At 39.8% G+C, this 25,180-nt stretch carries 28 protein-coding genes and 3 pseudogenes; 8 read left to right on the top strand and 23 right to left on the bottom strand.

Annotated features, from left to right (window positions below):
- Window positions 1-465, top strand: coding sequence for an Hsp20/alpha crystallin family protein (locus tag M313_RS0107090; protein WP_010193736.1), 465 nt, complete (start codon window positions 1-3; stop codon window positions 463-465).
- A gap of 469 nt (window positions 466-934) precedes the next feature.
- Here M313_RS0107090 and M313_RS25760 read toward each other — a convergent pair whose 3' ends face one another.
- On the bottom strand, window positions 935-1,087 hold the full coding sequence (locus M313_RS25760) for a hypothetical protein (protein ID WP_157182430.1): 153 nt from the start codon (window positions 1,085-1,087) through the stop codon (window positions 935-937).
- Window positions 1,088-1,226: 139 nt separating this feature from the next.
- Here M313_RS25760 and M313_RS0107080 point away from each other — a divergent pair, with 139 nt between their 5' ends.
- Entirely contained in the window at window positions 1,227-1,415 is a 189-nt protein-coding gene (locus M313_RS0107080) for a hypothetical protein (protein ID WP_010193734.1), read from the top strand.
- 109 nt (window positions 1,416-1,524) lie between these two features.
- Here M313_RS0107080 and M313_RS26110 read toward each other — a convergent pair whose 3' ends face one another.
- Window positions 1,525-2,148 (bottom strand): YppG family protein, encoded by a 624-nt coding sequence (locus M313_RS26110; RefSeq protein WP_010193733.1) that lies wholly within the window; start codon window positions 2,146-2,148, stop codon window positions 1,525-1,527.
- A gap of 204 nt (window positions 2,149-2,352) precedes the next feature.
- On the opposite strand from M313_RS26110, the gene M313_RS0107070 reads away from it, so the two are divergent.
- Together M313_RS0107070 and M313_RS26105 are read left to right on the top strand one after the other, a co-directional pair.
- Window positions 2,353-2,556 carry a YppF family protein gene (locus M313_RS0107070; protein WP_029326378.1) on the top strand — a complete coding sequence of 68 codons (204 nt, stop codon included), beginning with the start codon at window positions 2,353-2,355 and terminating at the stop codon, window positions 2,554-2,556.
- Between the two features lie 121 nt (window positions 2,557-2,677).
- The gene (locus tag M313_RS26105) at window positions 2,678-2,842 is read left to right on the top strand and encodes a hypothetical protein (protein ID WP_010193731.1); all 165 of its coding nucleotides are present in this window, start codon (window positions 2,678-2,680) and stop codon (window positions 2,840-2,842) included.
- A 45-nt stretch (window positions 2,843-2,887) separates the two neighbouring features.
- Here M313_RS26105 and M313_RS0107060 read toward each other — a convergent pair whose 3' ends face one another.
- Together M313_RS0107060 and M313_RS0107055 are read right to left on the bottom strand one after the other, a co-directional pair.
- A complete protein-coding gene (locus tag M313_RS0107060; RefSeq protein WP_010193730.1) occupies window positions 2,888-3,250 on the bottom strand; it encodes a YppE family protein in 363 nt (120 codons plus the stop codon).
- Window positions 3,251-3,286: 36 nt separating this feature from the next.
- A complete protein-coding gene (locus M313_RS0107055; protein WP_010193729.1) occupies window positions 3,287-3,544 on the bottom strand; it encodes a hypothetical protein in 258 nt (85 codons plus the stop codon).
- Between the two features lie 191 nt (window positions 3,545-3,735).
- Between M313_RS0107055 and M313_RS26100 the strand changes: the two genes are divergently transcribed.
- Entirely contained in the window at window positions 3,736-3,840 is a 105-nt protein-coding gene (locus M313_RS26100; RefSeq protein WP_010193728.1) for a hypothetical protein, read from the top strand.
- Window positions 3,841-3,888: 48 nt separating this feature from the next.
- Here M313_RS26100 and M313_RS0107045 read toward each other — a convergent pair whose 3' ends face one another.
- Window positions 3,889-4,905, bottom strand: a complete 1,017-nt coding sequence (locus M313_RS0107045; protein ID WP_010193727.1) for a DUF2515 family protein — start codon at window positions 4,903-4,905, stop codon at window positions 3,889-3,891.
- A 94-nt stretch (window positions 4,906-4,999) separates the two neighbouring features.
- Here M313_RS0107045 and recU point away from each other — a divergent pair, with 94 nt between their 5' ends.
- From recU to M313_RS22920, 3 genes are all read left to right on the top strand, one after another.
- Entirely contained in the window at window positions 5,000-5,596 is a 597-nt protein-coding gene (recU, locus tag M313_RS0107040; protein ID WP_010193726.1) for a Holliday junction resolvase RecU, read from the top strand.
- Window positions 5,597-5,641: 45 nt separating this feature from the next.
- Window positions 5,642-5,788, top strand: a complete 147-nt coding sequence (locus M313_RS25755; protein ID WP_010193725.1) for a hypothetical protein — start codon at window positions 5,642-5,644, stop codon at window positions 5,786-5,788.
- Between the two features lie 101 nt (window positions 5,789-5,889).
- The gene (locus tag M313_RS22920; RefSeq protein ID WP_010193724.1) at window positions 5,890-8,346 is read left to right on the top strand and encodes a transglycosylase domain-containing protein; all 2,457 of its coding nucleotides are present in this window, start codon (window positions 5,890-5,892) and stop codon (window positions 8,344-8,346) included.
- 49 nt (window positions 8,347-8,395) lie between these two features.
- Here the strand turns inward: M313_RS22920 and M313_RS0107025 are convergent, their stop codons facing one another.
- From M313_RS0107025 to M313_RS0106940, 18 genes and pseudogenes are all read right to left on the bottom strand, one after another.
- The gene (locus M313_RS0107025; protein ID WP_010193723.1) at window positions 8,396-8,899 is read right to left on the bottom strand and encodes a YpoC family protein; all 504 of its coding nucleotides are present in this window, start codon (window positions 8,897-8,899) and stop codon (window positions 8,396-8,398) included.
- Window positions 8,899-9,552: an endonuclease III gene (gene nth, locus M313_RS0107020; protein WP_010193722.1), complete on the bottom strand. Its 654-nt coding sequence runs from the start codon at window positions 9,550-9,552 to the stop codon at window positions 8,899-8,901. Before nth ends, M313_RS0107025 begins: the two co-directional genes overlap by 1 nt.
- 71 nt (window positions 9,553-9,623) lie before the next feature.
- Window positions 9,624-10,299, bottom strand: a pseudogene (locus M313_RS22915) (DnaD domain protein).
- Window positions 10,300-10,859: 560 nt separating this feature from the next.
- The gene (gene asnS, locus M313_RS0107010; RefSeq protein WP_010193720.1) at window positions 10,860-12,152 is read right to left on the bottom strand and encodes an asparagine--tRNA ligase; all 1,293 of its coding nucleotides are present in this window, start codon (window positions 12,150-12,152) and stop codon (window positions 10,860-10,862) included.
- Window positions 12,153-12,285: 133 nt separating this feature from the next.
- Window positions 12,286-13,476 (bottom strand): annotated as a pseudogene (locus tag M313_RS22910) (pyridoxal phosphate-dependent aminotransferase).
- 21 nt (window positions 13,477-13,497) lie between these two features.
- On the bottom strand, window positions 13,498-13,971 hold the full coding sequence (locus M313_RS0107000; protein WP_010193717.1) for a cell wall elongation regulator TseB-like domain-containing protein: 474 nt from the start codon (window positions 13,969-13,971) through the stop codon (window positions 13,498-13,500).
- Window positions 13,972-13,983: 12 nt separating this feature from the next.
- A complete protein-coding gene (locus M313_RS25070) occupies window positions 13,984-14,154 on the bottom strand; it encodes a YpmA family protein (protein WP_010193715.1) in 171 nt (56 codons plus the stop codon).
- Window positions 14,155-14,368: 214 nt separating this feature from the next.
- The gene (locus tag M313_RS0106990) at window positions 14,369-16,903 is read right to left on the bottom strand and encodes an exonuclease domain-containing protein (protein ID WP_010193713.1); all 2,535 of its coding nucleotides are present in this window, start codon (window positions 16,901-16,903) and stop codon (window positions 14,369-14,371) included.
- A gap of 184 nt (window positions 16,904-17,087) precedes the next feature.
- Window positions 17,088-17,474 (bottom strand): aspartate 1-decarboxylase, encoded by a 387-nt coding sequence (panD, locus tag M313_RS0106985; RefSeq protein ID WP_010193705.1) that lies wholly within the window; start codon window positions 17,472-17,474, stop codon window positions 17,088-17,090.
- A gap of 3 nt (window positions 17,475-17,477) precedes the next feature.
- Window positions 17,478-18,340: pseudogene (panC, locus tag M313_RS22905) on the bottom strand (pantoate--beta-alanine ligase).
- A gap of 5 nt (window positions 18,341-18,345) precedes the next feature.
- Entirely contained in the window at window positions 18,346-19,176 is an 831-nt protein-coding gene (gene panB / locus M313_RS0106975; RefSeq protein ID WP_010193700.1) for a 3-methyl-2-oxobutanoate hydroxymethyltransferase, read from the bottom strand.
- A 252-nt stretch (window positions 19,177-19,428) separates the two neighbouring features.
- Window positions 19,429-20,382, bottom strand: coding sequence for a biotin--[acetyl-CoA-carboxylase] ligase (locus M313_RS0106970; protein WP_050780661.1), 954 nt, complete (start codon window positions 20,380-20,382; stop codon window positions 19,429-19,431).
- A gap of 2 nt (window positions 20,383-20,384) precedes the next feature.
- A complete protein-coding gene (locus tag M313_RS0106965; protein WP_010193697.1) occupies window positions 20,385-21,602 on the bottom strand; it encodes a CCA tRNA nucleotidyltransferase in 1,218 nt (405 codons plus the stop codon).
- A 16-nt stretch (window positions 21,603-21,618) separates the two neighbouring features.
- Window positions 21,619-22,752, bottom strand: coding sequence for an N-acetyl-alpha-D-glucosaminyl L-malate synthase BshA (bshA, locus tag M313_RS0106960; protein WP_010193695.1), 1,134 nt, complete (start codon window positions 22,750-22,752; stop codon window positions 21,619-21,621).
- Complete coding sequence (gene bshB1 / locus M313_RS0106955; protein WP_010193693.1) at window positions 22,753-23,463, bottom strand: bacillithiol biosynthesis deacetylase BshB1; 711 nt, start codon at window positions 23,461-23,463, stop codon at window positions 22,753-22,755.
- Window positions 23,456-23,875, bottom strand: coding sequence for a methylglyoxal synthase (gene mgsA, locus M313_RS0106950; protein WP_010193692.1), 420 nt, complete (start codon window positions 23,873-23,875; stop codon window positions 23,456-23,458). Before mgsA ends, bshB1 begins: the two co-directional genes overlap by 8 nt.
- Before the next feature lie 13 nt (window positions 23,876-23,888).
- On the bottom strand, window positions 23,889-24,692 hold the full coding sequence (gene dapB / locus M313_RS0106945; RefSeq protein WP_010193690.1) for a 4-hydroxy-tetrahydrodipicolinate reductase: 804 nt from the start codon (window positions 24,690-24,692) through the stop codon (window positions 23,889-23,891).
- Entirely contained in the window at window positions 24,692-25,030 is a 339-nt protein-coding gene (locus M313_RS0106940) for a nucleotide pyrophosphohydrolase (RefSeq protein ID WP_010193689.1), read from the bottom strand. Before M313_RS0106940 ends, dapB begins: the two co-directional genes overlap by 1 nt.
- Window positions 25,031-25,180: the final 150 nt, after the last annotated feature.

Here is a 25,180-nt window from a genome sequence, read left to right as displayed (position 1 = left end):
ATGAAAGACGAACAGGATAAGCTAACTAATAAGAAGCTTCCTCAAAATAATATCATGACATCCATTGATTCATTTTTCAGCAGCTCCCCTATAAAAGGAATGCTACAGCAAATGGACAATTTTTTTGGCCATACATTCTCAGAAGCTTCATTGCCAGTGGAGACACGCGAAACATCAGGAGAGTTTATGGTTATTTGTAAGCTCCCTGGAATCAAAAAGGAACAAATTACAATAGAAACTTTTGATCGATACTTAACCATCGGAGTCAAAAATGAAGAACCGCTTGAAACAATCGATGAATCAAGTTCTTATATTAGCAATAGCTATACCATGAAACACCAAAAACGTACTATACCCGTTCCACCATATGTAAAATTGAATGCCCTTCAAGCAAACTACCGAGACGGTCTACTCCAAATCCGCATACCAAAGAAAAACATCAAGCAAATCAAGATTGATGACTAAAAAGTATAAGAAAACCCAATTGAAAACACTTTGTCCTATTAAACCTTGTTATTTAGTAATCGTCGCTGTTCCTTTCCGCAAATGGCTTCGCTTCCCGCGGGACGGTGCTTGAGACTCCTCACAACGCTTCAGGGATCTCAACCTACCGTAACTCCCCCGCTGGAGTCTTCGTCATTTGCTCCAATCCACAGCTAGAAATTTCTTAAACGAAAGGTTACATCATTTGCAGCTATTTTGTTTAGTGGCCTTTCATAATACTATAGGTGATTAAAGTCAACTTGTTGATTGCCGTGGAAGTTGCGCAGACTCCTATGGGAGGAAGGGACAGGGAAGACCCCGCAACGAAGTGAGGAGGCTTCCGGACCGCCCATGGAAAGCGAAGCAACTGGAACGGCAATCAACAGTTAAATGCAATTTTTGATATTCAAAACACCAAAAGCAGTCACCACTGGGAGTGACTGCTTTTGTTTTAGTTTTTATGTGATTTTGATCCGTACTTTGCATTCTCCTCAGGAGTAGAATCCATCTGGATACTGGCGAGCTCCTTAGACACTTCTTGCTGATGCTGATTAGAAGGATATTTATTCTTACGTTCTCTATTATCATTTCTATTTGTCATCATAACGCCTCCAAAAAATGAAATTCCCTACCTTTATAGCTTGTATGGAATCAGCATTTTTATGATTGGAAATAAAAGTCCAAATCCAAAATCACATAAAACCTTCTCTGTCACACATGATAAACAATAGGAGGTGTAAAAGATGAGCAAGCAATATAAAAAAGTGTATGCAAGTCCATCCACTTCGCCATCACTTGTGATAAAAACGAACCTTGATAAAGAGCAGAAAGAGGAAAATCCATATTACAGCTCCTCCCTTAACCATCAGGAAGAAGAAAAATTGGACAACTACTTCTTTGAACAAGATCCAAAAGGCGATTACCATAAGTAATGTTAGGAGAGATCTTCTCTCTCCTTTCTCTACAAATTGGGAGAGATGAGCATAACACATAGTTTTACATATATCAAAATAAGATGCCTTCAATAGGAAGGCATCTCTTTTATGCTTTAAATGTCGCTGCAAGACCTTTAAACATATTGTTAAGTTGGTTAACCGTATTCATCATTTGACCTGCAGTGTCCATCATTTTTTTCATATCAACATTTCCGTCCTGCCCTTTAAACTGATTCATGAAGGAATTCACTTGGGATGTTTGAGGTTTCGCTGATTGTCCCTGTGTTGGATATGGATTCATGAATGGCATGCTCATTTGATTTGGCATGACGTTACCCGCCGGCCCTCCAGCCTGTTGTGGTAATCCTTGAGGATAGCCGTTTTGACCCAATCCACCGAACGGCATGCCTTGAGCAAAACCGTTCTGTCCTATACCGCCAATCGGCATAGTCTGCGGGAAAGGATTCGGACTCATATTATTCATCATGTTAAAAGGAAAAGCAGAATTTTGCATCCCACTCCCTGAAAACGGCATTGTATTCATATAGTCGGGAAGCATGCCTTGTTGATTCATCCAGCCTCCGTTCATTACCTGTTGCGGATACATTCCTTGCATGGATCCAACGCCTGAATTAGGCAATAAATTATTTAAAAAAGGAAGCTGACTTAACATATTCAAATTCCTAGTATGTGATAAATGTCTAGGCCTTGCATACATTCTCCTAAACATTCAAATCCCTCCTCTTTTCTAGCTATATATAACGTATGAGAAAAACTGGGAAAGGTGCCTACTCCACTTTCCTATACAAGCGTTTTAAGCTCTTGCCACAATACTCCATTTTTGTCCCAATTTGTCGGAAGTTTCATTTTTTCAAAAACAAGAAAAATTTATTTTGCATGCTATGATGGAACTAACTTCAAAGGGGGGATTGGATTGGTACTTGAAGAGTTGCGTCATAAATTTTTAAGTTGTAAAACCTATGAACCAATGGAGCATAATGAGTTAATGGATTTTGCCCGACAGCTGTACCTTAGAGGAGAATTAACGATTGGTCAGTTCCGCAATCTTATTCGTGAGCTAGAGTCAAAGGGTGCTGTACCGCCAAACACGTTTGAAGACATCTTAGAAGTAACATAATAAGCAGTACTTTCAGGAGGCCTTAATGGGTCTCTTTTTTTTATGTCAACACTACATATAATTACGTAATGAGAAGAGCGATTGCGTGGAAAGCTAAGAAGGAGAAAAAGGAGGGATATAGATGAGTCGCGGTAAAAACTTTAATCATAAGAAAAAAGGCCACGAACCTACCATTGGTGCACAGCCAGCTGAAAAAAAGGTGTTTGAGAAAGTTGAATACGCTATTGAGCCTGTGGCTACTGCTGAGGAACGACCTGTAACAAACAAAGCAGAAAAAGACCGATAAAAATGAAAAGCCTGATCTTCCATTGATCAGGCTTCTTTAAATAATCTAGATATTTTTGGATATTGCATCATTCAAAACATAGCGAATAGATTGAAGCATACCTTTGAACCGTTTTTCGCGTGTGTCCGGGTAAAAACATTGCACTGCAACCATATTTATATTTTCAACCGTGCTATCTATTTGTTGAACGTGTATATATTTAGGTTTATCTGACAGTATCCAGTTTTTAACTCTGCTCTCCCATTTCTCGACAGTCGCAAATACACCATCAGCATACGGCTTAACTGTTTGAAAAAAATCAGGTTCCTGTTGACTTGATTTAGCTTTGATAAAGTTTTCTTCTATCTTGTCCAATTCCATTAAGATTTGTTTAGTTAATTCCCTTACCTCATTGTTATTGCCAGACATTTCTCTTCACCTCTAGCAATACATTACCACATGTTCTTATACAGAGTAAGCACTTTGCCGAAAGTCAATTGATTTTGGAGAGTGAATTTTCAACAACCGTTGTTCACCCATCACTTTTTCCACTTCATCCAGCGTGACGTGCAGCCGTTTAATCTGATGTTTCATGACTTCTTCCATCTCTTCTCGCTCTATTTTAAGTGAATTTGACATTGTCTCTTCCAATACATCCATTTGAAGCATCATTTCATTGAACAAGTCCGAAATCTCATTTCTTGAAACAATTACATTGGACATACAAATCCCCTCCATACTTTGTTAGTTTATATTTTCTGCATTCATCCTCTACTCCCTTCCTGTGCGACAAAACTAGAAGCAATTCGCCAAAGAAAGTGTTTATTTGCAAAACACCTACCATTTTTCGCATGATTGATTGCCTAATTGTAAAAAATAAGAAGGTAAAAAATACAGTAATAGGAGGTACCGTAATGTCTAAACAAAAGAAAAATCAACAACAACGTAAAAATCAAGTAGAAAGCGCACCAGGCCAGGAAGATAAAAAATTAAAAGGCCCAAACCGCCCTTCTACCTGATTTCAGCCATCACAAAAAACAGCTCCTTTTACGGGGCTGTTTTATTTGCTATAGCCACTTTCTTAAAGCAATTAAGCTATGCATCTGATGCTGTTTGTGTATAAACCACTTCGTAATTTCTATTTCATCGGTATCTGTTTTCGGGGGCATTTCCCTCCATTTAGAAAGATGTCTTGCCTGCTTAAAAACCCAGTCGTCTTGGAGGAAAGGCTGATGGGGAACCATGGGATAAGCCGCCCTAAGAAATGGTGTTTCTCGAAATAACCCTTTATGTACATACTGCTCATAATCATACCTCGCCCCTGTGTGTTCTGTGTTCTGCGAAAAGTTCACAAAGGAGTCTGAAAAATCCGGGGCAAATAAAAGATTTGCCAATCTCTTCCCCAATTCAATTCTATTATGGAGCTTTTGAAATCCATGAACAGAATATCCATACAACTTCCCCTTAAGTGTTGGAAAAATGACACAACTGAAATGCCCAAGATCTTGAAAGGCATATACACTTGTTCCAAAAACTTTTCTTTTTAGTTTTTTGTTATGCAGAACCGGTTCTTGGATTAGATTTTGTTCATTAATAATAAGGGATGTCATTAACCTTGTCATATCCCTTCTCTCCCAAAAGCATTGCCATTCTGCTTCCATAAAACAGGAAACATGAAACTCTTTTAGTAAATGAAATAAAGGTTTGTTATATTTCTTGGACAACTCATAGACTAATAATTGGGGGTACGCATCCTGAAAGATCATCCAATTTGCTAATTCATAGGTTATAAATATCGGGTATCTTTTCTGCCATTCTAATGCAAGCTTGAACCATTTCCCCTCCAAATCCGTCATATTCCAGCCAGCATTGCGGGATACCATGCTGGCCAAAAAGGCCCACCGAATTTCTTTGTTTCTATCATAATAACCTGCATAGGCTTTTGTCCTAGAAATATTGTCAGCATTGTATTTTGCTGTATTTTTTCTGATAGTAGTGATAAAATTATTCTCTTGAAAGGAGTACTTGTATTTCAATCTTCTTTCTCGTATTTCCGAATAGGGAGTTACATGTTTCACGTACATATTCTACTCCTTTCAAACAAAAAGTGACAAAGGTTACAAAAAGATGACGTTTTTTTCTAATATAAGATTAGTTTTAGTCTAGAGGGGGAAATTTATGACTATACGATACCCAAATGGTAAAGTATTTCAGGCAAGTAGCAATTCGCCTTCCAAAAAGACTGGTCCAACATTATATGGTAACAGAGGGATGAGTTTAGAAGATGATCTTCATGATTCCAATATGTATTACCTCCAACACGGAATTGCTGTTGTCCATAAAAAGCCGACACCTATCCAGATTGTCGATGTGCATTATCCTAAAAGAAGTGCCGCCGTTATTAAAGAAGCATACTTCAAACAAGCTTCGACTACAGACTTTAATGGAGTATACAAAGGAAGGTATATTGATTTTGAGGCAAAGGAAACGAAAAATAAAACTTCCTTCCCACTCCAAAATTTTCATGAGCACCAAATCCAACATATGCGGCAAGTTGTGAAACAAAATGGAATCTGTTTCGTCATATTAATGTTCAGTCTTTTTAATGAAGTGTATCTGTTACCGGCCGATAAATTATTTCATTATTGGGACAGGAAAGAATCCGGTGAAAGAAAGTCTATTACAAAACAAGAAGTCGAACGCGATGGCCACTTGATCCCTCAAGGTTATCAGCCGAGAATCGATTACATCAAAATAATAGACACCTATTATTAACAGCTCCGGAATAACTGTATGTGTGAAGAAAGGCAGGTCTGAAACATGACTGAAAAGTATCAATCAAGAGAACAGAGACGACAAGCTATGCAAGAAGAACGCAGTGCAAAATCCGGCAAGAAAAAGAAAGGTCCTAAGAAAGGGCCTATTCAAAAAAATAATTCTTATCTGCACTTATTATCGGTATTGTAGGATTATTAACAGGTATAGGTACATTCGCTTATTATGTTCAGAGCACGCCACCGCTGGATGAGACATTACTAAAAGTCCCTGTTCCCTCCAAAGTATATGGGATGGACGGAGAGCTAGCCGCTGAAATAGGCGGGCATGAAGCTCGGGAGTATGTAGATTCAGATGAAATCCCTGACCTCGTTAAAGATGCCTTCTTGGCTACAGAGGATGTTCGTTTTTACGAGCATAATGGAGTAGATTACAGACGTTTAGCTGGAGCGGTATTGGCAAACGTTACAAGAGGCTTCGGTGCTGAAGGTGGAAGTACCATTACTCAGCAGTTAGTAAAACTATCATTTTTATCAACTGATAAAACCTTAAAGAGAAAAGCACAGGAATTCTATTTGGCATATCAACTAGAATCCCGTTTTACAAAAGATGAAATTTTGGAAATGTACTTAAATCGTATTTATTTTTCAAATTATGCATATGGAATTTCCAATGCTGCTATGAATTATTACGGGAAATCTCTTGATGAGTTAGAATTGCATGAAGCAGCGATGCTTGCAGGACTCCCACAAAGCCCTAACAACTATAATCCTGTCACAAATCCTGAAAATGCTGAGCAGCGACGTAACATCGTCTTAACTCTTATGGTGAAGCATGGAAAGATTACAGAGGAAGAAGCAGATGAAGCAAGAGCCATTCCAGTAGATTCCACTTTAACAGAAGACGTGGAGAAAACTAATTACTCTAATAAATACAACGCGTTTATTGATCGAGTTATTGAAGAAATCTCTGATCAATTAGGCGATGTGGATCCTCAGGCAGACGGGCTAGAGATTTACACAACTCTTGATGTGAATGCACAAGAACAAGTAGAATATATTTTATCCGATGAAAGTGGAATTCCACACTTGGAAAATGAAGATTATCAGGCAGGTATCGCTTTAATTGATACGCAAAGTGGTGAGATTCGCGCCATTGGTGGCGGTAGAAACCATATGAAGACAGGTACCAATTATGCAACAGATATACGAGTTCAACCAGCGTCAGCGATTAAGCCAATTCTTGACTACGCACCTGCAATTGAATTTTTGGATTGGTCCACTTACCATCAAATTAATGATGAACCATATAGTTACTCTTCTGGAACAGAGATTAATAACTGGGACAACAAGCATAAAGGTTACCTAAGCATGCGACAACATCTGGCAGATTCCCGTAACATCCCTGCATTAAAAGCTCTGCAAGAAGTCGGTTTGGATAGAGCAAGGGATTTTGCTGTGAAACTGGGCATACCACTAGAAGAAGAAATAAACGAAGCATATGCAATCGGTGGATTTTCTAATGGTATCTCCCCTCTTCAAATGGCTGGAGCATACAGTTCATTTGGTAGCGGCGGAGTATATACTGAACCATTCGCTGTGACGAAAGTCGTCTTCCAAGATGGTACTAGTGTAAACCTTAATAAAGAGTCAGAAGTTGTGATGAAGGATTCCACTGCTTTCATGATTACAGATATGCTTAAAACATCTGTACGAAGCGGATTAGCCAATGCTGCAAATGTACCTGGATTAAATATTGCAGGGAAGTCAGGAACCACTAACTTCGCTGAGGATACCATTTCAGAATATGGAATACCTGAAGGCGGAGTTCCAAGCACATGGTTTGCTGGGTATACACCAACATATACTGCAACGGTATGGACAGGATTCAGAAGAACCGGAACAGATAATTATCTGCTACCAATTGACGGTTCAAATCAAGACCAGTATCTATCAAGGATTATCTTCAAACAATTAATGGAGAATATATCCACGACAAGCGAAGACAAAGCAGACTTCCCTGTTCCTAACAGTGTTGTCCGTGTTCCAATTGAAAAAGGATCAAATCCTCCATTAAAAGCAAGTGAGTTTACACCTTCAGATCAGATTACGAATGAATATTTCATAAAGGGAACTGAGCCAACAAAGGTTTCTAAAGAATATGATAAGCTACCTGCTCCAACTGGTTTCACAGCCCAATATGATGAGGAAGCTAATGTTATTAATCTGAACTGGAAATACCCTGAAGACCGCTTAGAAGGCGTAACATTTACTATTAATGTAGCTGTTAATGAAGGGTCTCCTCAACCACTGACAGAAACAAAAGATCTTGGTTTAGTTGTGGAATCACCTGATCCTGGTGCTACTTTCATCTTTGAGGTTGTAGCAGTTCAGGATGAAAACAATGAAAATAAAAGTGACGCAGCAACACAGACGATAACGATTCCTGAAGCGGTTGAAGAGGATGATGAAAGTATCATTCCAGAAATTCCTGGTGAAGGCGAAGAAGAGCCTCCGGGTGATGGTGAAGAACCTCCTGGCGACGGCGAAGAACCTCCGGGTGATGGCGAAGAGCCTCCGGGTGATGGCGAAGAGCCTCCAGGCGATGGCGAAGAGCCTCCAGGTGATGGCGAAGAACCTCCGGGTGACGGTGAAGAGCCTCCAGGTGACGGCGAAGAATCTGATGATGCAGATACACAGAGCAACACAAATCGAAATGGACAACGTGATGATTCAGAAGATGACGATTAACACAAAAAGGGCTACCGTCGCAGGTAGCCCTTTTTGTGTACTATTTTTATTATTTTTGCTCTAGTGCCTTCATTTTGTAAAAAAGCTTGGCGCTTTCTGTGTAAAGCTGTTGAAGCTGAATAAACGCATGATACATCTCAGGTTTTTTAATGACAAACTCCAACCTCTCATCCACATTTATCGGCTTCCATTTCAACTTCTTCGATTCTTTTTTCCAATCCGTTAAACATCTTACAGGTTGACCATTTATCCAGAACAACAATTGTAGGAACCAAGCGATTGGAAGAATGATTTGTTCCCTTGCTTCCTTTCGATTCCTACCTTCATGGAGATTATTTAAATGCGTTTCTTTTTCTTTCCATTTATTGAGGATAAGTGGTATCGAGTCACTTGTCATCTCCCAAGGCAATTGATGTGGCGCTGCTCCTTGATAGTATGCAATATCATATTTAAATGGAATTTCAACTGTATCTTCAATTCTAAAGTTCTTTATGGAAATGTTGCTTTGATCCGAATAAAAATGGGGATGGAGAAAGGCTTCTGGTATCTTCATTAGCCCACCTTCTTCTTCATTCTCTTCTTACCTTCCCTGCACATTTCAAGTAACGGACAGCTTTCACATTGAGGGTTCTGAGCTTTGCAGTGATATCTTCCGAAGAAAATTAGTCGATGATGCGTATCAGACCACTTCTCTTTTGGTATTTTTCTCATTAAAGTTTTTTCTACTTCTAAAACGCTATCTTTCCATTTGCAGATGCCCAATCGTTTACTCACTCGTTCTACATGAGTATCGACAGCAATAGCCGGAACCCCAAAGGCAACGGATACAACCACATTGGCCGTTTTTCTGCCTACACCTGGCAACTTGACGAGTTCATCTCTCTCTTTAGGAACTTGTCCATTGTATTCCTCAAGTAGAAGTTGGCATAAACTTCTAATGTTTTTTGCTTTGTTTCGGAAAAGGCCGATGGAGCGGATATCTTGTTGTAACTCCTCTAGTGTAACTTGAAGATAATCCTCTGGCTTTTGATACTTTTCAAACAGGTTCTTTGTAACCTTATTAACTAGTGCATCTGTACATTGAGCGGACAGTGCAACAGCAATTACTAGTTCGAAAGGATTCTTATGATTTAATTCACAATGTGCATCAGGAAACATTTCCCCCATCACATCTACTACTTCTTTTATTTGTTTAAGATTTAACATTCCATATGTCCTGCCTTTCCGAAATTGATAGAAAAAAGAACACGCAATTCCACATTACGCGTCCCCTTCTGTTAATCAAGCCAGTTATAAAATGGAACAGTTGAATTACTTGATTTATTTTGCGGTATAGGTGTTGTCTTTTGTTGATTTTTACGGAACTTCTTACCATAATCGTTGGCTTGATTGATTGTTTTAATTCCATTCTTTTTCCATTCAAAAAGAATCCTATCAATATAACGGAAATTCAACTTACCAGAAATAACAGCTTCTCTTAAGGCAGCTTTAATTATGGTTGGATCATGATGATCTTGGTCCATCCACATATTCAGAGACTCACACTCAAACGGTGATAAAGGTCTTCCAAATTCCTGCTCAAACACTGTATAGAGATTCATTTCTTGTTGTTGATTCATGGTTTGCGCGGCTTGCTTGTTTTGGTCCATCATATAGGTAATCATCTTTTCCCAAAGGGGTTGGAGTGAATAGCGTTCGTATTTGATGGAGTATTCATCCATTTCATCACTAATGGATACATACCCTTTTTGAAGTAGATGACGCAAGATTTCCATACATTCTGATGGGTCAATTGTCATCTTATCTGCGATTTCCATAGGGGTTGGAAAAATAATTCCACTTTCCACGAATGAATGTACATGTAGAAGAAGGATAAACTCTTTTTTCATTTAACCCTAGATTTACGTAATTGTTCAACAAATATTTAGGAACGGACAGATTGCCCTCTTCCATGAATTGAATAAATTGCTCTTTTTTTCATCTGAGACACCTCTCCGATAAGTATAACAAATTTCTAGTGATTCTTCATAGGTAATATATTTCAATCTGTTGATGGATATTTATTGTTTTATGAATTACAGGAGCAATATAGATGCAGGTATGACTCTAGCTGAGTTTCAGAAGACCTCTCTCAGCTGTGATTAGCGCTACTGATGTCTTCATTCGCCTTCACAAGACCTCTCTCAGCTGTGATTAGCGCTACTGATGTCTTCATTCACCATCTCAAGACCTCTCTCAGCTGTGATTAGTTTAACAGATGTCTTCATTCCACTTCTCAAGACCTCTCTCAGCCGTGATTGGGCCAACAGATGTCTTCATTCCACTTCTCAAGACCTCTCTCAGCCGTGATTGGGCCAACAGATGTCTTCATTCCACTCCTCAAGACCTCTCTTAGCCCAGTAAGGTTCTACTCCAGGTCTTATTCCACTTCGAAGTCTTGAGACGAAACTTTCCTTACAAAAAAGTTCATAAAAACAGTCACCCGTCTTCAAAGCGGGTGACCATTGTTTTTATTATGGATATAGACGGTTTAGTAATCTTGGGAATGGAATTGCTTCACGAACGTGCTCAGTTCCGCTGATCCATGCTACCGTACGCTCAAGGCCTAGTCCAAAGCCGGAATGAGGTACAGATCCGTATTGGCGAAGCTCTAAGTACCACTTGTATGCATCAGACTCCAAGTTATGCTCTTCTAAGCGTTGTTTTAGCAGGTCATAGTCATGAATACGTTCAGATCCACCGATGATTTCTCCGTACCCTTCAGGTGCGATAAGGTCTGCACATAACACTACATCGTCGCGCTCAGGGTGCGGTTGCATGTAGAATGGTTTGATTCCTGTAGGGTAATGAGTAATGAAAACAGGCATATCATAGCTTTCAGCGATTGCTGTTTCATGAGGTGCACCGAAATCATCGCCCCACTGGATATCATCGAAGCCTTTTTCATTTAAGAATTTAATGGCATCATCGTAAGAGATTCTTGGGAATGGAGCTTGGATTTTTTCAAGCTTTGAAACATCTCTATCCAGAATTCCTAATTCCAATTTGCAGTTTTTTACAACTGATTGAACGATGAAAGAAACATATTGCTCTTGAACGACCAGGTTGTCTTCGAATTCATAGAACGCCATCTCAGGCTCAATCATCCAGAACTCAATTAAGTGACGTCTAGTTTTAGATTTTTCCGCACGGAATGTCGGTCCAAATGAGAATACTTTACCAAGCGCCATCGCTGCAGCTTCCATGTAAAGTTGTCCACTTTGAGAAAGGTATGCGTCTTCGTCAAAGTATTTTGTAGCAAACAGTTCAGATGTTCCTTCAGGAGCACTGCCTGTTAAAATTGGAGGATCTACTTTAGAGAACCCATTATCGTTAAAGAATTCGTAAGTTGCACGAATTACTTCATTTCTGATTTTCATGATGGCATGTTGTTTTTTGGAACGCAACCATAAATGGCGGTTGTCCATTAAAAATTCTGTTCCATGATTTTTTGGAGTGATCGGGTAATCAACCGCTTCATGAATCACTTCTACTCCTGTTACACCAAGTTCGTAACCGAATGGGGATCTTTCGTCCTCACGCACGATTCCTGTAACATATACAGAAGTTTCTTGCGTGACAGATTTTGCTGCTTGGAATACAGACTCCTCTACTTCCGCTTTTACGACTACTCCTTGGATAAACCCTGAACCGTCACGTAATTGAAGGAATGCAATTTTCCCGCTTGATCTTTTGTTGGCAATCCAAGCACCAATGGTTACTTCTTCTCCAACATGTTTATGTACTTCAGTTATTGTTGTTTTCACTACTTTATTCCCTCCAGCATTGTTCTTGCAATATATTTACACTTTTATGTACATATCCTCTATTATACAAGCCTGTAATATGGTAAGCAAACAATTTTCCATACATTCTGGATAAAAGGAAGGCTAAGTAAAATTACTTAGCCGCCACTTTTGCCATATAGTTTGCAATCCGTTCTACAGCACTTTCCAATAAGTCTAGACTTGTTGCATATGAAAGACGCACATAATCATCCGCTCCAAACCCTGAACCAGGGACAAGTGCCACTTTTTCTTCTTCCAGCAAAGCTTTTACAAAACTGTCTACATCGTTAAAGCCAGCCATTTTTGCCGCTTCAATTGCTTTAGGGAAAAGGTAAAAAGCTCCTTGTGGTTTTTAGGCAATGGAAGCCAGGAATTTGATTAAGTTTTTCTAAAAATAATGTTTAATCTCTCTTCAAAAGCTTGACGCATTACTTCAACATCATCTTGCGGTCCTTGATACGCAGCAATCGTTGCATATTGGGAAATGGATGTAGGGTTGGGATGTACTATGACTTGCTAAATTCGTCATCGCGCTGATGATGGTCTGGTTCCCTACAGCATATCCAATTCTCCATCCTGTCATAGAGTGAGATTTAGATACCCCGTTAATGATAACTGTTTGCTCTTTTAGTTCTGGAGAAAGTTGAGCGATAGATACGTGCTTGTTTCCATCGTATAAAAGCTTTTCATAAATTTCATCCGATACGATTAGAATATTATGTTCTAGACATACTTTCCCTAACTCTTCTAGTTCCTCTCTCGTGTAAACCATGCCTGTTGGGTTACTTGGAGAATTCAATACGACTGCTTTTGTTTTTGGAGTAATAATAGCTTTAAGTTGCTCAGGAGTAATCTTAAATTGATTTACTTCCTTGCCTTCTACATAAACTGGTACTCCTTCAGCAAGCTTTACTTGTTCTGGATAGCTAACCCAATAAGGAGTAGGAATGATCACTTCGTCTCCTTCATCAAGGATAACTTGGAAAAGTGTGTAAAGAGCGTGCTTAGCACCGATGCAGACAATTACTTCGGATGGTTTGTAAGTCAATTCTTGATCTCGCTCGAGTTTATTTATAATTTCTTTTTTCAAGGCAGGAAGTCCGCCTGATGGTGTGTATTTAGTAAATCCTTTATCCATGGCCTCTTTTGCAGCGTCCATAATATGTGCTGGCGTATTGAAATCAGGTTCACCTGCTCCTAAACCAATGACATCATGACCTGCGTCTTTAAGTTCTTTTGCTTTGGCCGTAATTTCCAAAGTTGTGGATGGTGTTAATGTTGAAACCCTTTTGGCTAATTTCATTTTTACTTCCTCCCGCTACCATTAAAAGATTATTCGTTGAAAGTATTCTCCGTTTTCGAATTTCACGTAATAAAGATTATATTGATCATTGCTGTCTTTAAATTTAATTTCCCACAATGGCGTGTTTTTCTCCATTGCAAGGGAGATGGAAATAATCTCTTTCGGTTCCCTGTCTGTTTGAAGATAATTCAAAACTTCTTCTCTTGGGATGCCGTCTTTCATTTTCATTGTATGGACGACTTCCTTGCTTTCTTTCACCCACACAACAAGCTCTTCTTTTTCGCTATCCGTTCCTTGTACAATAACATAGGAGTTTGTTCCATTGTATGCCGCTACTTCTTCCACTGATTGTAGCTCTGAGCCTCTTTGGGCAACGGCCACCCCTTTTTCTATTTCATCTTTAACTGGTGACATGGCTGTTTGATATATAGAGATAAATTGCCACAAAAGGATGATGGCAATCATTATAATGCTAAAAATTATCCACTTTTTCATTTCATCACTTCTTTATGTACGATATATTGTAAAAACTGCTTTTTCTTTATCTTCCTGATCTAAAGCCAAGCCAAACATAAGGTTTTCTCTTTTTAATGTTCTGTTTAAAGTATCCACGATTTTATACAAATCGGATGAGTTTTCCACTGTCACAGTCGACAAGACCTCAATTTTACTTTCCATCCCAAAATCCTCCTGCGTTTAAACAATTTTTGTTACTTATACAGACCTGTATTGCTGGTTAGAATATAAGTACTGAATCACCTATAGTGTTCAAACACATTATAACAGTTTCTATTCAGTTAAGTACATTGATGTACGTGAAAGTATAAAATTAGCTTCTATCCCACACCAACTTGATGGGTGAATCTTTCTAATATGGAAGATTCACCCCTTTTTAATGTAATCTATTCATAATTGCAAAGAAGGAGTCTTTTTTGATTATGGCGTTTGGGATAGCTTGTAGGAAAGTGTTACCGTATCTTTTTTCCACCACTCGCTTGTCAAAGATAAATATCTCTTTAGGTCCTTCTGCTTCTAAAAAGCGACCTATCATTGCTTTGAATCTTAGGACTGCTATTGGTAATGATACATCTGTGAACGAATTGCGGCCCTGGCTTTCGACTGTGGCAATTTTTGCAGCCATCACCGGTTCATCCATTGATTTAAATGGTAGTCGCATGACAACGAGTGTGTCGATCTTTTCCTCTTGAAGGTTAACTTCTTCTAAAAAACCGTTTGTAACGAACAATATGGCCTTTTCAAAATTGGAAGCCGCTTTTAGTATTTTCTGCTTTCCTCCTGACAAGCTACTTTGACTGACCACTACTGTTCCTTCTGCATTTGGCATAGATTTGATTGCTTGGTACACAGAGGTCAACATCTCAAGGGAAGAAAAGGTAACAAGTATTCTGCCGCCTCTATCTTCCAAAAGCTCTAAAAGTTGCATGGCAGCGATCTCGTTGAATGCTTCATTTTTTCCTCTTGTAATTGCCGGCATGTCTGTCGGAATAAATACGCCGGGGTAATTCGTTTCTTTATTTTCAACAGTTATGGTCTTTGGATAGAAGTCTGTAAGTCCTAACTCCTCAAGCATATAATCAAAATTCTTGTCCACACTTAACGCTGGTGAAATAAACACTACACTGCTTTTTTGCTGATAGAACTTTTCAGCAAGACTATGGGAAACATCAAGTGGCTGCTCATAGATGGTAACCGAATTCTTTGCCCCTTTTGTATGGACATCAAACCATGTCAATCCATGTTTCTCAACACTGAATAATAGGGCGTGAAAAGTGTCCCTCATTTGCTTCAATGCTGTCGACTCGGCTTCTTTCTCCAATGATAACAACACTTCAGTCAATTTCATATAAAGCCTTTGGGCAGCTTCTAGAACTGCATACCACCCTGGTGATTTTTCCTTTAACACATCAAATCTGTATATTACCCTTGATTGACCTTTCTTTGTTCTCAAAAGGGAGTAGCTTCGTATCAACCGGAAAGCCTCGTCCAGCTCTTCTTTTGCCTGTTGGACAACTGTTGTTTCCTTTAGTCTCGATAAGGCAAAATATAAATCCAGATAGCTGATTTCTTTCCCAAGGAACCTGCTTACACTTTGTTGAAACAGACTGGCATCTTCTACAAGAAAATGTTCTAGTTGCATAAATGCTTCAGGACTCCAAATTTCTTTTGCAAGAAACATGTGATTAGTAAAGATGATGGAGGCACGTTTTACCCTATTCTTTGCTCTTGAATAAAAACAAAGATCATCCTGTGACTCGCCTGTGGATTCTCCGTAAGAACAGTTAATGGAGTCCCAAAGCAATTTTCCCCCAGAAGATAGGGAAAGCTCTTCCATATCTCCTGTTTCGGTTTCTGTTAACCAAACGAGAATTTGCGCCTTTGTTAAAACAGCATCATAGTTATCATCCGCTTCTGCTAGCACTGACACTAATCTTGACAAGCTTAGATAGTAATACTTCCCTTTTATTTCTGATAGGAGAAATGCTGCTTGTTTATTTAGAAGTAGAACTTGCTTTTCGAGCTCCCGTTTTGATTCTTTCGATGCAGAACTGACTACTACCTGTTTATTGTTCTCAAGAGCAAAAGCTAATGCACCAAGTGTATGCATTTTTTGGGAAGTTGTAATTTCCAGTAAGCCGTGTTGCCTCGCATCTAGAAGGGCAGTTAATTCTTTATCAAAGTGATTTAACAAACCCTTTACTTCGGTTAGCATCTCACTTTTGGCTTTTCCAAGTACTTCTATAGATTCTAACGGAACTTTTCTAACAGCTAGCTTTTCATCGTAAAGAACATGGTTAAGAGAAGAGGACACACCCTTTTCTTGAAACAAGAGGTGAATATCACTCTTCATCGTATGTAAGAATGTATGTAACTGTTTGATGGTAATGGAAGGAAGAGTCTTGATTTTCTCCAAAAGCTTCAGAAAAATGATGGCTGTAGCTTCCGCATCACTGTCTGCTCTATGTGGATTATCATGATTTAATTCATAAAAAATCGATAAATCCGTTAATTTATAGCTTTTCTGTGTAGGCAGTAATATCCTTGCTAGTTCCACTGTATCAAATGTATTCCCTGAAAAAGTCGGATGACCGCTTGTTTTCAGTTCATGTTGTAAAAAAGAAAGGTCAAAAGGTACATTGTGAGCCACTAATGATGATCCTTTTAGCATCTCACATAGCATAGGAGCAATTTGTGCAAATGTTGGTGCCCGACCGACCATATCCTGATTAATATTGGTTAGTTGTTCAATAAAAGGCGGAATGGTACATTGAGGGTTTACAAAACTTGCAAAGCGCTCGACTATTTCACCATCTTCTATTAAAACAGCGCCAACTTGTATTATTTTGTCATTTTTCTTGGGAGTATTCCCTGTCGTTTCCAAGTCAAGAACGACAAATCGCTGTTTCATTTTTTAATCCACCTCATTACATCTGTTCAACATATATAAAAGGTACCATAGAGATCATCTGAAAAAAATATGTATTTTTATTTTTCCCATGTTTAAATAGAAAAACCCCCTGTTTTGAGGGGGATATCTATATATCAGTTGATTTTCGTGCCTTCCACTGCAATCAACAGGTTGTTGCATTTATTTATAACATTACGGTCGCGGCTGGTTCTGTGCCCAGCATTTCGATGATTTCGTTGTATTCGTTCATGACAGCGACTTTCGGTTGATGGTCTTTAACTTTTTCCTCCGCCATCATTGCATAGGATATGACGATGATGACATCTCCTTCTTGCACGAGTCTTGCGGCCGCACCGTTTAGGCAAAAATCTTTTCCGCCTCTTTTACCAGGTATAATATATGTTTCAAACCGGGCGCCGTTATTATTGTTTACAATTTGTACTTTTTCGTTTGCAGCCATACCTACTGCATCGAGAATGTCCTCGTCAATGGTAATACTGCCTACATAATTCAAATTAGATTCTGTTACCCTAGCTCGATGTATTTTTGCATTCATTAGTGTACGAAACAATTTCTATTCCCCCTTAGAGTATGAAAAAACAATGTTGTCTATCAGCCTTGCCTTTGAAAATTTAACTGCTATAGCAATGATGATGCTCTCTTCTTCCTTTACCTTCTTCAGTTCTTGAAGGGTAGGGTATGCGTAGATCTCCACATATTCCGCTTTGTATCCTGTATGAAGGAGAATATATTCCTCCATTTCTTGTTTTACGGTGTGTACTTCCATTCCCACTTCCAACTGTAACTTACCGAGTGCAAGTGCTTTAAATAGGTATGGAGCTTTTGTTCTCTCCTCTTGGTTTAAATACACATTACGGGAGCTTTTGGCAAGGCCGTCTTCTTCCCGGACTGTCCCCACTCTGACCAAGTCAATAGGTAGATGATAATCATTTATTAAACCATCAATCACTGCAACTTGTTGTGCATCTTTCATGCCGAAATAATGCTGTATCTGGTGTGACAATCTGGAACAGTTTCATGACTACGGTCGCTACTCCGTCAAAGTGACCTGGACGATGTTTACCGCAAAGTACGTCCACTCGCTGTTCCACTTTTATAATGGTTGTTCGATTTTCTTTGATACATCTCTTCTACTGTAGGGTAAAAAAGATAATCCACTCCACGTAATGCTGCAATCTCTTCATCTCGTTCAAAATCACGTGGATAGGCGTCTAAATCTTCATTAGGTCCAAATTGCAAAGGATTTACAAAAATACTTAACACGACGATGTCATTGTTTTCGCGAGCTTCTTTTAGTAAAGTCTGATGTCCTTCATGAAGATAACCCATCGTCGGAACGAAACCGACCTTTTTACCTTGTTGTTTTTCTATTTTCATGACACGTTGCATGTCAGATATTTGTTTAATGATTTTCACGGTTGTTATCCCCCATATAATCGATGCAGCGTTTCCTCTTTCATCGTAAAACTATGTTCCGGTTTAGGAAAAATGTTTTCTTTCACCTCATGAACATACTGTTGCAGACCATCTTTCATTAGCACTTGCGAATCCACATACGATTGCACAAACTTTGGAACCCGGTCTACTCCGTATTTCACGACATCGTGGTAAACAAGTACCTGTCCGTCAACATCAATTCCTGCACCTATCCCAATCACGGGAATGGTAAGTTGAGCTGCTATATCCTTGGCTAGTTGCATTGGCACACACTCTAATACTAGTGCCATTGCCCCTGCCTCTTCAGCTGTTCTTGCATCTTGGATCATTTTTTTGGCACTTTCCACATCTTTCCCTTGCACTTTGTAGCCGCCAAGGACACCCACTGATTGCGGTGTCAGTCCAAGATGCGCAACCACTGGTATTCCGGCGCTTGTCAAAGAGGATATAACATGGAACACTTCCCCGCCACCTTCTACTTTCAGCGCATGTGCCCCTGACTCCTGAACAATCCTTTTGGCATTCGTAAGCGTGTTTTCCATGGAAAGATGATAGGACATGAAAGGCATATCTGTTACGACAAATGTTGAAGGTGCTCCGCGTTTTACAGCTTTTGTATGGTGAATCATATCATCCACTGTTACAGGTACCGTAGATTCGTACCCAAGGACTACCATGCCAAGGGAATCTCCCACAAGGATCATGTCGACTCCCGCTTCTTCTGCAAGCTTGGCAGAAGGGTAGTCGTATGCCGTTAACATGGCGATTTTCTCCTTGTTTTTTTTCATTTTTAGAAAGTCCGATGTAGTTTTCATTTTCCGTCCTCCTTTTTAATAAGGAGAGGAAAAGAACCGAAAAAAATCCCTCTTTTGCGCATGCGAAAGAAGGATGTAGTGGATAGCTCAAAAAATCATTCAGTTCAATCCCTCTGTCCCAGTCCTTTGGATCAAGGCAGATATTTGGTTGGTTGTATATATAACTAGAAAAATATGTTGTCAGGTGCAGTTCATTTATAGATACTGCCCAACACCACTATTATAGTGTATGTGATGAAAGAATGCCATCATTTAATCGCTTCCAATTTGTATATCCGCTGAGTGTATATAGTGGACTACTTCTTGGTCATCTTCAAGCATTAACACACCGTCTTCTGTTATGCCTTTTGCTTTTCCTTCGAGTGTTCCTGTTATCGTACGAGCAATGATTCTTTTCCCTATACTAATGGCATAAGATTCCCACAGTAACTTTATCGGATAAAAACCATGCTGCAAATATTTTTGATACAAGTTTTCAAATTTCATGAGGATGGTTTGGATAAGCTCTGCGCGATTGACCTTTTCCCCTAGTTCGATGGACAAGGATGTTGCAATGGAATGAAGCTCTTCCGGGAATTGTTCCAAAGATTGATTCACATTTATCCCCATGCCGATAATGACAGAATTGATCTTATCTGCTTCTGCCTGCATCTCCGTCAGGATACCGACTGTCTTCTTTTTATTGATCAAAATATCATTAGGCCATTTAATATCCGGGCGTAAACCGGTGACTTCTTCAATAGCCTGAGTGATGGCAACTGCTGTCAATAAAGTAAGTTGAGGTGCTTTAGCAGGTGGCAGGTTCGGACGCAAGATCAGACTCATCCAAACACCGGTATATTTCGGAGAGTACCATGCTCTGCTTAGCCTTCCTCTTCCAGATGTCTGTTCCTCTGCCACCACCAAAGTTCCTTCAGGTACGCCATCATAGGCTAATTGGTGGGCAATTTTCTGTGTAGAGGTAACGGAATCTTCAAAATGGATTTTCCGGCCAAGCGTTTCCGTTTTTAATCCTAGAGAGATTTCATTATGAGATATTTTATCGGGAATGGTCTTAATCCGGTATCCTTTTCTTCTTACCGCCTCAAGCTCATAGCCTTCCTGCCTCAAGTCTTCGATATGCTTCCAAACGGCTGTCCTTGAGCACCCTAACTCTTCGCTTATCTTTTGGCCAGAAAGGAAATCACCTTCAATTTCGGTGAACATTTTCAATAATCTCGATCGTATTTCTGTAGCCAATTGTACACCCACTCCTTCAAAGCCGCTCTTTCATTTTTAGTTTCCTCATGAATCAAAGCCATTTCCATGTCTGACAGTATCTCGGAGATCCACTTACCTCGTTTTCCTCCTGCCAGTTCCATCAAGTCATGACCATCAAACACAATATCTTTCAAACTGTAAATTGGCAGGTTCTCAAATAATTCATATATCTTCTTTTTAGAAGTATCTTCGTCCAAGCCTAGCACAACCATCACTTGATGTGCTTCTAAGGACCGTTCAAGTCCTGCTCTGTATACAAATTCACTCTGCCAGTCCTGGTGCTGGATTTTATCCATAAGCAGTAGATTTTCTGCAACCGACTTAACGATTTTCTTTGGTAGTTTCCAGCTCACTAAGAAACCTTCCACTTCAGCCTTGTCAATCTTCAAACCATATGCCAATACAGTCCAAACGGGAGACCGATTGTTAAGACGATATAGCGGCACATCCCCTAGTTTCAGCAATTGCTCCTCTTTCCCATCTAGTAGGGGGAGGAATGAATGAAGGCCTGTGGCAACCAACAGTTCTAAGCCAAACTTTACTCCTTGTCCAAGAATGAGCTTTTCCATTTCTATCGTCTTTCTTTCAATAGAAACGTTCTCAAGCAATGCATTGTCTGCTTGAATCCCCAAGAAGGTTTCCGCTTCTAAAGAAAAAGACAATTGACTGGCAAAGCGGACAGCCCGAAGCATCCTCAAGGCATCCTCCCTGAATCGGTCCTTTGCCTTACCTACGGTTCGAATAACTTGCCTATTGATGTCTTTCTCTCCATCAAATGGATCGATAATTTTGCCGTGTTTATTCATCGCAATTGCATTCATTGTGAAATCTCTTCGTTTCAAATCTTCCTCTAAGCTCTTTACAAAGATCACTTCATCTGGATGACGATTATCTGTATAGTTTCCATCTGTACGAAACGTTGTCACTTCATAGCTTTCTTGCTCTGTCGTGATGACAATGATTGTTCCATGTTCCGCACCGACATCTACCGTCTTTGGAAAGAGGGCTTGTATTTCTACCGGGGTGGCGGAAGTGGCAATATCAATATCCCCTATCACTCTGTTCATGAGGGTATCCCGAACAGAGCCTCCCACAAAGTAAGCTTCATGTCCGTTCTCTTCTAAACGCTCTATGATTTCAATTCCTTGTTGGAAGGCTATGTTCATCGTTACTCCCCCGTTTTCATCCCTCGTGCTTAATCAATTGTTTATACATATCTTCATACTGCTCGACTATTCTTTGGGAACTGAAATGCTCTTTTACTCTTGAAATAGCATTTTCAGCAAATTCTTTATGAAGGGCTGCATTATCCAATATTCTTACCGCATTTTTTGCTATATCTTCCACATCTCCAACATCACTTAAGTATCCGGTTACTCCGTCGTCTATCACCTCTGGTATTCCACCAATCTTGGTGCCTACAGAAGGAACGCCGCACGCCATTGCTTCTAATAACACCAGTCCAAAGCTCTCTTTTTCAGATAAAAGAAGCATAAGGTCGCTGATAGAGTATAAGTCCTCAAGGTTTTCTTGCTTTCCTAAAAATAGAACCTTATCTTTCAACCCAAGTTCTTTCACTAGATTACAGACTACTGAAATTTCGGGTCCATCTCCAACAAGAAGCAACTTGGATGGGACCTGTTTTTCAATAAGATGGAATGATTTCACAACATCCTGCACTCTCTTTACCTTCCGGAAATTGGACACATGGATGACAACTTTTTCATCATCAGATATGCCGTATTGTGTTTTTAGGTCTTGCGTATCCTTTTTCGAATATACACGCTCATCAATGAAGTTATAGACAGTCTGAATGGCCTTTTTTGGCTGCAGTAGGTCATATGTCTGTTGTACGAGTGACTCAGATACCGCCGTTACCACATCCGACCCTTCAATTCCGAAGCGAATCATATCGTTTAATGAAGGATCGTACCCTAGAACTGTTATATCTGTCCCATGTAAGGTGGTCACTATTTTCAATTGATCATCTGTCATTTTTTTCGCCAAATAAGCACAAACGGCATGTGGAATCGCATAGTGTACATGCAGAAGGTCTAATTTTTCTCTTTTTGCCACTTCTGCCATTTTGCTTGCTAAGGCCAAGTCATATGGTGGGTATTGGAAGACAGAGTACTGATTCACCTGTACTTCATGATAATAAATATTGCTATACACTTTATTTAATCTAAAAGGCATACTCGAGGAGATGAAGTGAATTTCATGCCCCTTTTCCGCCAAAAGTTTCCCTAATTCCGTTGCAATTACTCCAGATCCCCCTACGGTCGGATAACAGGTAATGCCTATTTTCAATTTCAATTAAATCCCACCTAGTAAATCATAATTTAGGACAAGTGGTCCTTTGGCAAAAAAGCCTTCCGCGTACGTGGAGCCGATTTGCTTGCCATATGCCCGTTCGCGGCTTATGACTGCGTCCACGTATCCATTGGTAAGCGGCGTATCGACTCCATCTTTATCTTTCTCGAATTGACTGGTATAGGCTTGGAGAGCCAATGCTTTTTTGTTTATTTGATCAGATATATCTATGTAAAATTCGGGTTTATTCATCCCATTTATTTGATAAAAATAAAGGTTTTCTGGTTTATGTGCCTTTTGGTTCTTCCCGTCTCCCACCATTCTGACTCCAGAAGAAAAGACTGCTTCTTCCACTAGCTTAGCGCAATTCCCATGGTCAGGATGTCGGTCCTCATGATAAGGCGCAAATATTATTCGCGGCCTGTAAGTTCGAATAACAGAAATGATCTCGGTTATGTATTCTTCTTTCAGATATAAGCCTCTATCCGGCAGGGAAAGCTGAATAAGTTCATCCAGTTCCAGTATACCTGCGGCCTTGGCTGCTTCCTTCTGGCGTATTTCCACGGTTCCATTGGATGATTTCTCTGCATGAGTCAAATTACAAATACCGATTCTAAAACCTTTTTCTTTTAGCTTGGCAAGGGTCCCTGCCATACCGATTTCTACATCATCGGGGTGTGCCCCAAAAGCCAGGATGTCTAATGGTTCAGTCATGACTTTCCGCCTCTTTACCGTGTACAATTTCTCTCCAGCTAAGTTCTCCTCTTGCAAGGCCATGAATTAAAATCTCCGCGGTTCCCATATTGGTTGCCAGTGGGATGGAATATACGTCACATAAACGAAGCAATGCTGTCACATCCGGTTCATGAGGTTGAGCAGTCAATGGATCACGGAAGAAAATCACCAAATCCATTTTATTTTGGGCTATCATAGCACCAATTTCTTGATCCCCACCAAGTGGTCCGGACTTAAATCTATAAATTGAAAGACCTGTAGCCTCTGCAATTCTAAGGCCGGTTGTACCTGTCGCAAAAATCTCATGCTTTTCCAAGATGGTTTTATAAGCCGTAGCAAATTGTATCATATCCGGTTTTTTCTTATCGTGTGCAATTAATGCTATCTTCATGACAGTTCCCCCGTTACTCGATAATATTTTCCAAGCCGTACACTAACTCTTCCAAATTCATGATTGTTTCCACAGACAATTTGACCCCAGACATGAAGCTTGCACGATTGTAGGAATCATGGCGAATTGTCAAGGATTGTCCTTCTCCCCCAAACATCACTTCTTGGTGTGCTACAAGTCCAGGCAATCTGACACTATGAATGCGAATTCCGTCTTTCGTTTCTGCTCCTCTTGCCCCTTGAATTGTTTCCTCTTCCTCCGGATGGCCTTGGCGTTTTGGCTCACGCGTTTTGGAAATAAGTTCTGCCGTCTTTATCGCTGTACCTGATGGAGCATCCAATTTTCTGTCATGGTGCAATTCCATGATTTCCACGTCTTGAAAATGCTTCGCTGCCATTTGCGCAAATTTCATCATTAAGATAGCTCCTACCGCAAAGTTTGGTGCAATGATGACACCAACTTTTTTGGATGCTGCAAGGTCTTTAAGTTCTTTAAGCTCTTCTTCATTAAAGCCTGTCGTCCCAACTACGGGGCGAATCCCATATTCTACCGCAAGTTTCGTATTAATCTTTCCAATCTCAGGAGTGGTAAGGTCTATGAGTACATCTGCTTCCACTTCTTGAAAACAGGTTCTTGGGTCATTGTAAATTGGGGCATCAATGTTAGGGAACCCTTCTACTTCAGACAGTAGTTTGCCTTCATTCACTCTGTCCAGGCAAGCAACCAACTGAAAGTGTTCTGTGTTATGTATTAAATCTACTGCTTCTTTTCCCATCCGTCCACGTGGGCCCGCAAGAATGATCTTGATGTTTTTCATTATTTCCCTTCCTCCTCAATCCTTGTCCATCTATCTTTATCTCTCGTTTGAAACTTTTCCATCACACGGTCGTGTGCTTCCTGTAAATCTATATTAAGAGAATTGGCGAAGCAGATCATGACAAACAGCATATCACCTAATTCTTCTTCCACCGTATTTTCTTTCTCTGTACTTTTTTTCGGCTTTTCCCCGTAATAGTGATTAACTTCCCTGGACAACTCTCCAAGTTCTTCTGTCATCCTCGCAAGCATTGCTAACGGACTGAAATAACCTTCTTTAAATTGGGAAATATAATTGTCAACTTCCTTTTGCATTTCTTGCATCGTTTTTTCACTCATGCACATGTCACCTCACCCTATCATGTTAGCTAAAACCTTATCATTTGACAAATGATTGAGCTTGATTTATTGAAACACGCAACACCCTCCTGGCGATTGTAGTGCAAGGTGTGACACTCCGGCGGGAGGTAGCGGTAGACTTGAGAACCA

Source organism: Bacillus sp. m3-13, from assembly GCF_000175075.1.
In the GTDB taxonomy this organism is placed as follows: Bacteria; Bacillota; Bacilli; order Bacillales; family Bacillaceae_I; genus Sutcliffiella_A; species Sutcliffiella_A horikoshii_C.
Note: the sequence above shows the minus strand (reverse complement) of the source record. Positions and strands in the feature narration are given on the sequence as shown.

Bases quoted from the DNA above. Each gene is read 5' to 3' on its own strand.
- dapB (WP_010193690.1), bottom strand. From the start codon at position 24,692: ATGAAAAACATCAAGATCATTCTTGCGGGCCCACGTGGACGGATGGGA.
- M313_RS25755 (WP_010193725.1), top strand. From the start codon at position 5,642: ATGACTGAAAAGTATCAATCAAGAGAACAGAGACGACAAGCTATGCAA.
- M313_RS0106970 (WP_050780661.1), bottom strand. From the start codon at position 20,382: ATGTTCACCGAAATTGAAGGTGATTTCCTTTCTGGCCAAAAGATAAGC.
- nth (WP_010193722.1), bottom strand. From the start codon at position 9,552: ATGTTAAATCTTAAACAAATAAAAGAAGTAGTAGATGTGATGGGGGAA.
- M313_RS0106940 (WP_010193689.1), bottom strand. From the start codon at position 25,030: ATGAGTGAAAAAACGATGCAAGAAATGCAAAAGGAAGTTGACAATTAT.
- M313_RS0106965 (WP_010193697.1), bottom strand. From the start codon at position 21,602: ATGAACATAGCCTTCCAACAAGGAATTGAAATCATAGAGCGTTTAGAA.
- M313_RS0107000 (WP_010193717.1), bottom strand. From the start codon at position 13,971: ATGAAAAAGTGGATAATTTTTAGCATTATAATGATTGCCATCATCCTT.
- recU (WP_010193726.1), top strand. From the start codon at position 5,000: ATGACTATACGATACCCAAATGGTAAAGTATTTCAGGCAAGTAGCAAT.
- M313_RS22920 (WP_010193724.1), top strand. From the start codon at position 5,890: ATGGACGGAGAGCTAGCCGCTGAAATAGGCGGGCATGAAGCTCGGGAG.
- M313_RS0107060 (WP_010193730.1), bottom strand. From the start codon at position 3,250: ATGTCTGGCAATAACAATGAGGTAAGGGAATTAACTAAACAAATCTTA.
- M313_RS0107090 (WP_010193736.1), top strand. From the start codon at position 1: ATGAAAGACGAACAGGATAAGCTAACTAATAAGAAGCTTCCTCAAAAT.
- M313_RS25760 (WP_157182430.1), bottom strand. From the start codon at position 1,087: ATGATGACAAATAGAAATGATAATAGAGAACGTAAGAATAAATATCCT.
- M313_RS26100 (WP_010193728.1), top strand. From the start codon at position 3,736: ATGTCTAAACAAAAGAAAAATCAACAACAACGTAAAAATCAAGTAGAA.
- mgsA (WP_010193692.1), bottom strand. From the start codon at position 23,875: ATGAAGATAGCATTAATTGCACACGATAAGAAAAAACCGGATATGATA.
- M313_RS0107055 (WP_010193729.1), bottom strand. From the start codon at position 3,544: ATGTCCAATGTAATTGTTTCAAGAAATGAGATTTCGGACTTGTTCAAT.
- M313_RS0107080 (WP_010193734.1), top strand. From the start codon at position 1,227: ATGAGCAAGCAATATAAAAAAGTGTATGCAAGTCCATCCACTTCGCCA.
- panB (WP_010193700.1), bottom strand. From the start codon at position 19,176: ATGAAAACTACATCGGACTTTCTAAAAATGAAAAAAAACAAGGAGAAA.
- M313_RS26105 (WP_010193731.1), top strand. From the start codon at position 2,678: ATGAGTCGCGGTAAAAACTTTAATCATAAGAAAAAAGGCCACGAACCT.
- M313_RS0107025 (WP_010193723.1), bottom strand. From the start codon at position 8,899: ATGAAGATACCAGAAGCCTTTCTCCATCCCCATTTTTATTCGGATCAA.
- bshB1 (WP_010193693.1), bottom strand. From the start codon at position 23,463: ATGACTGAACCATTAGACATCCTGGCTTTTGGGGCACACCCCGATGAT.
- M313_RS26110 (WP_010193733.1), bottom strand. From the start codon at position 2,148: ATGTTTAGGAGAATGTATGCAAGGCCTAGACATTTATCACATACTAGG.
- M313_RS0107045 (WP_010193727.1), bottom strand. From the start codon at position 4,905: ATGTACGTGAAACATGTAACTCCCTATTCGGAAATACGAGAAAGAAGA.
- M313_RS25070 (WP_010193715.1), bottom strand. From the start codon at position 14,154: ATGGAAAGTAAAATTGAGGTCTTGTCGACTGTGACAGTGGAAAACTCA.
- M313_RS0106990 (WP_010193713.1), bottom strand. From the start codon at position 16,903: ATGAAACAGCGATTTGTCGTTCTTGACTTGGAAACGACAGGGAATACT.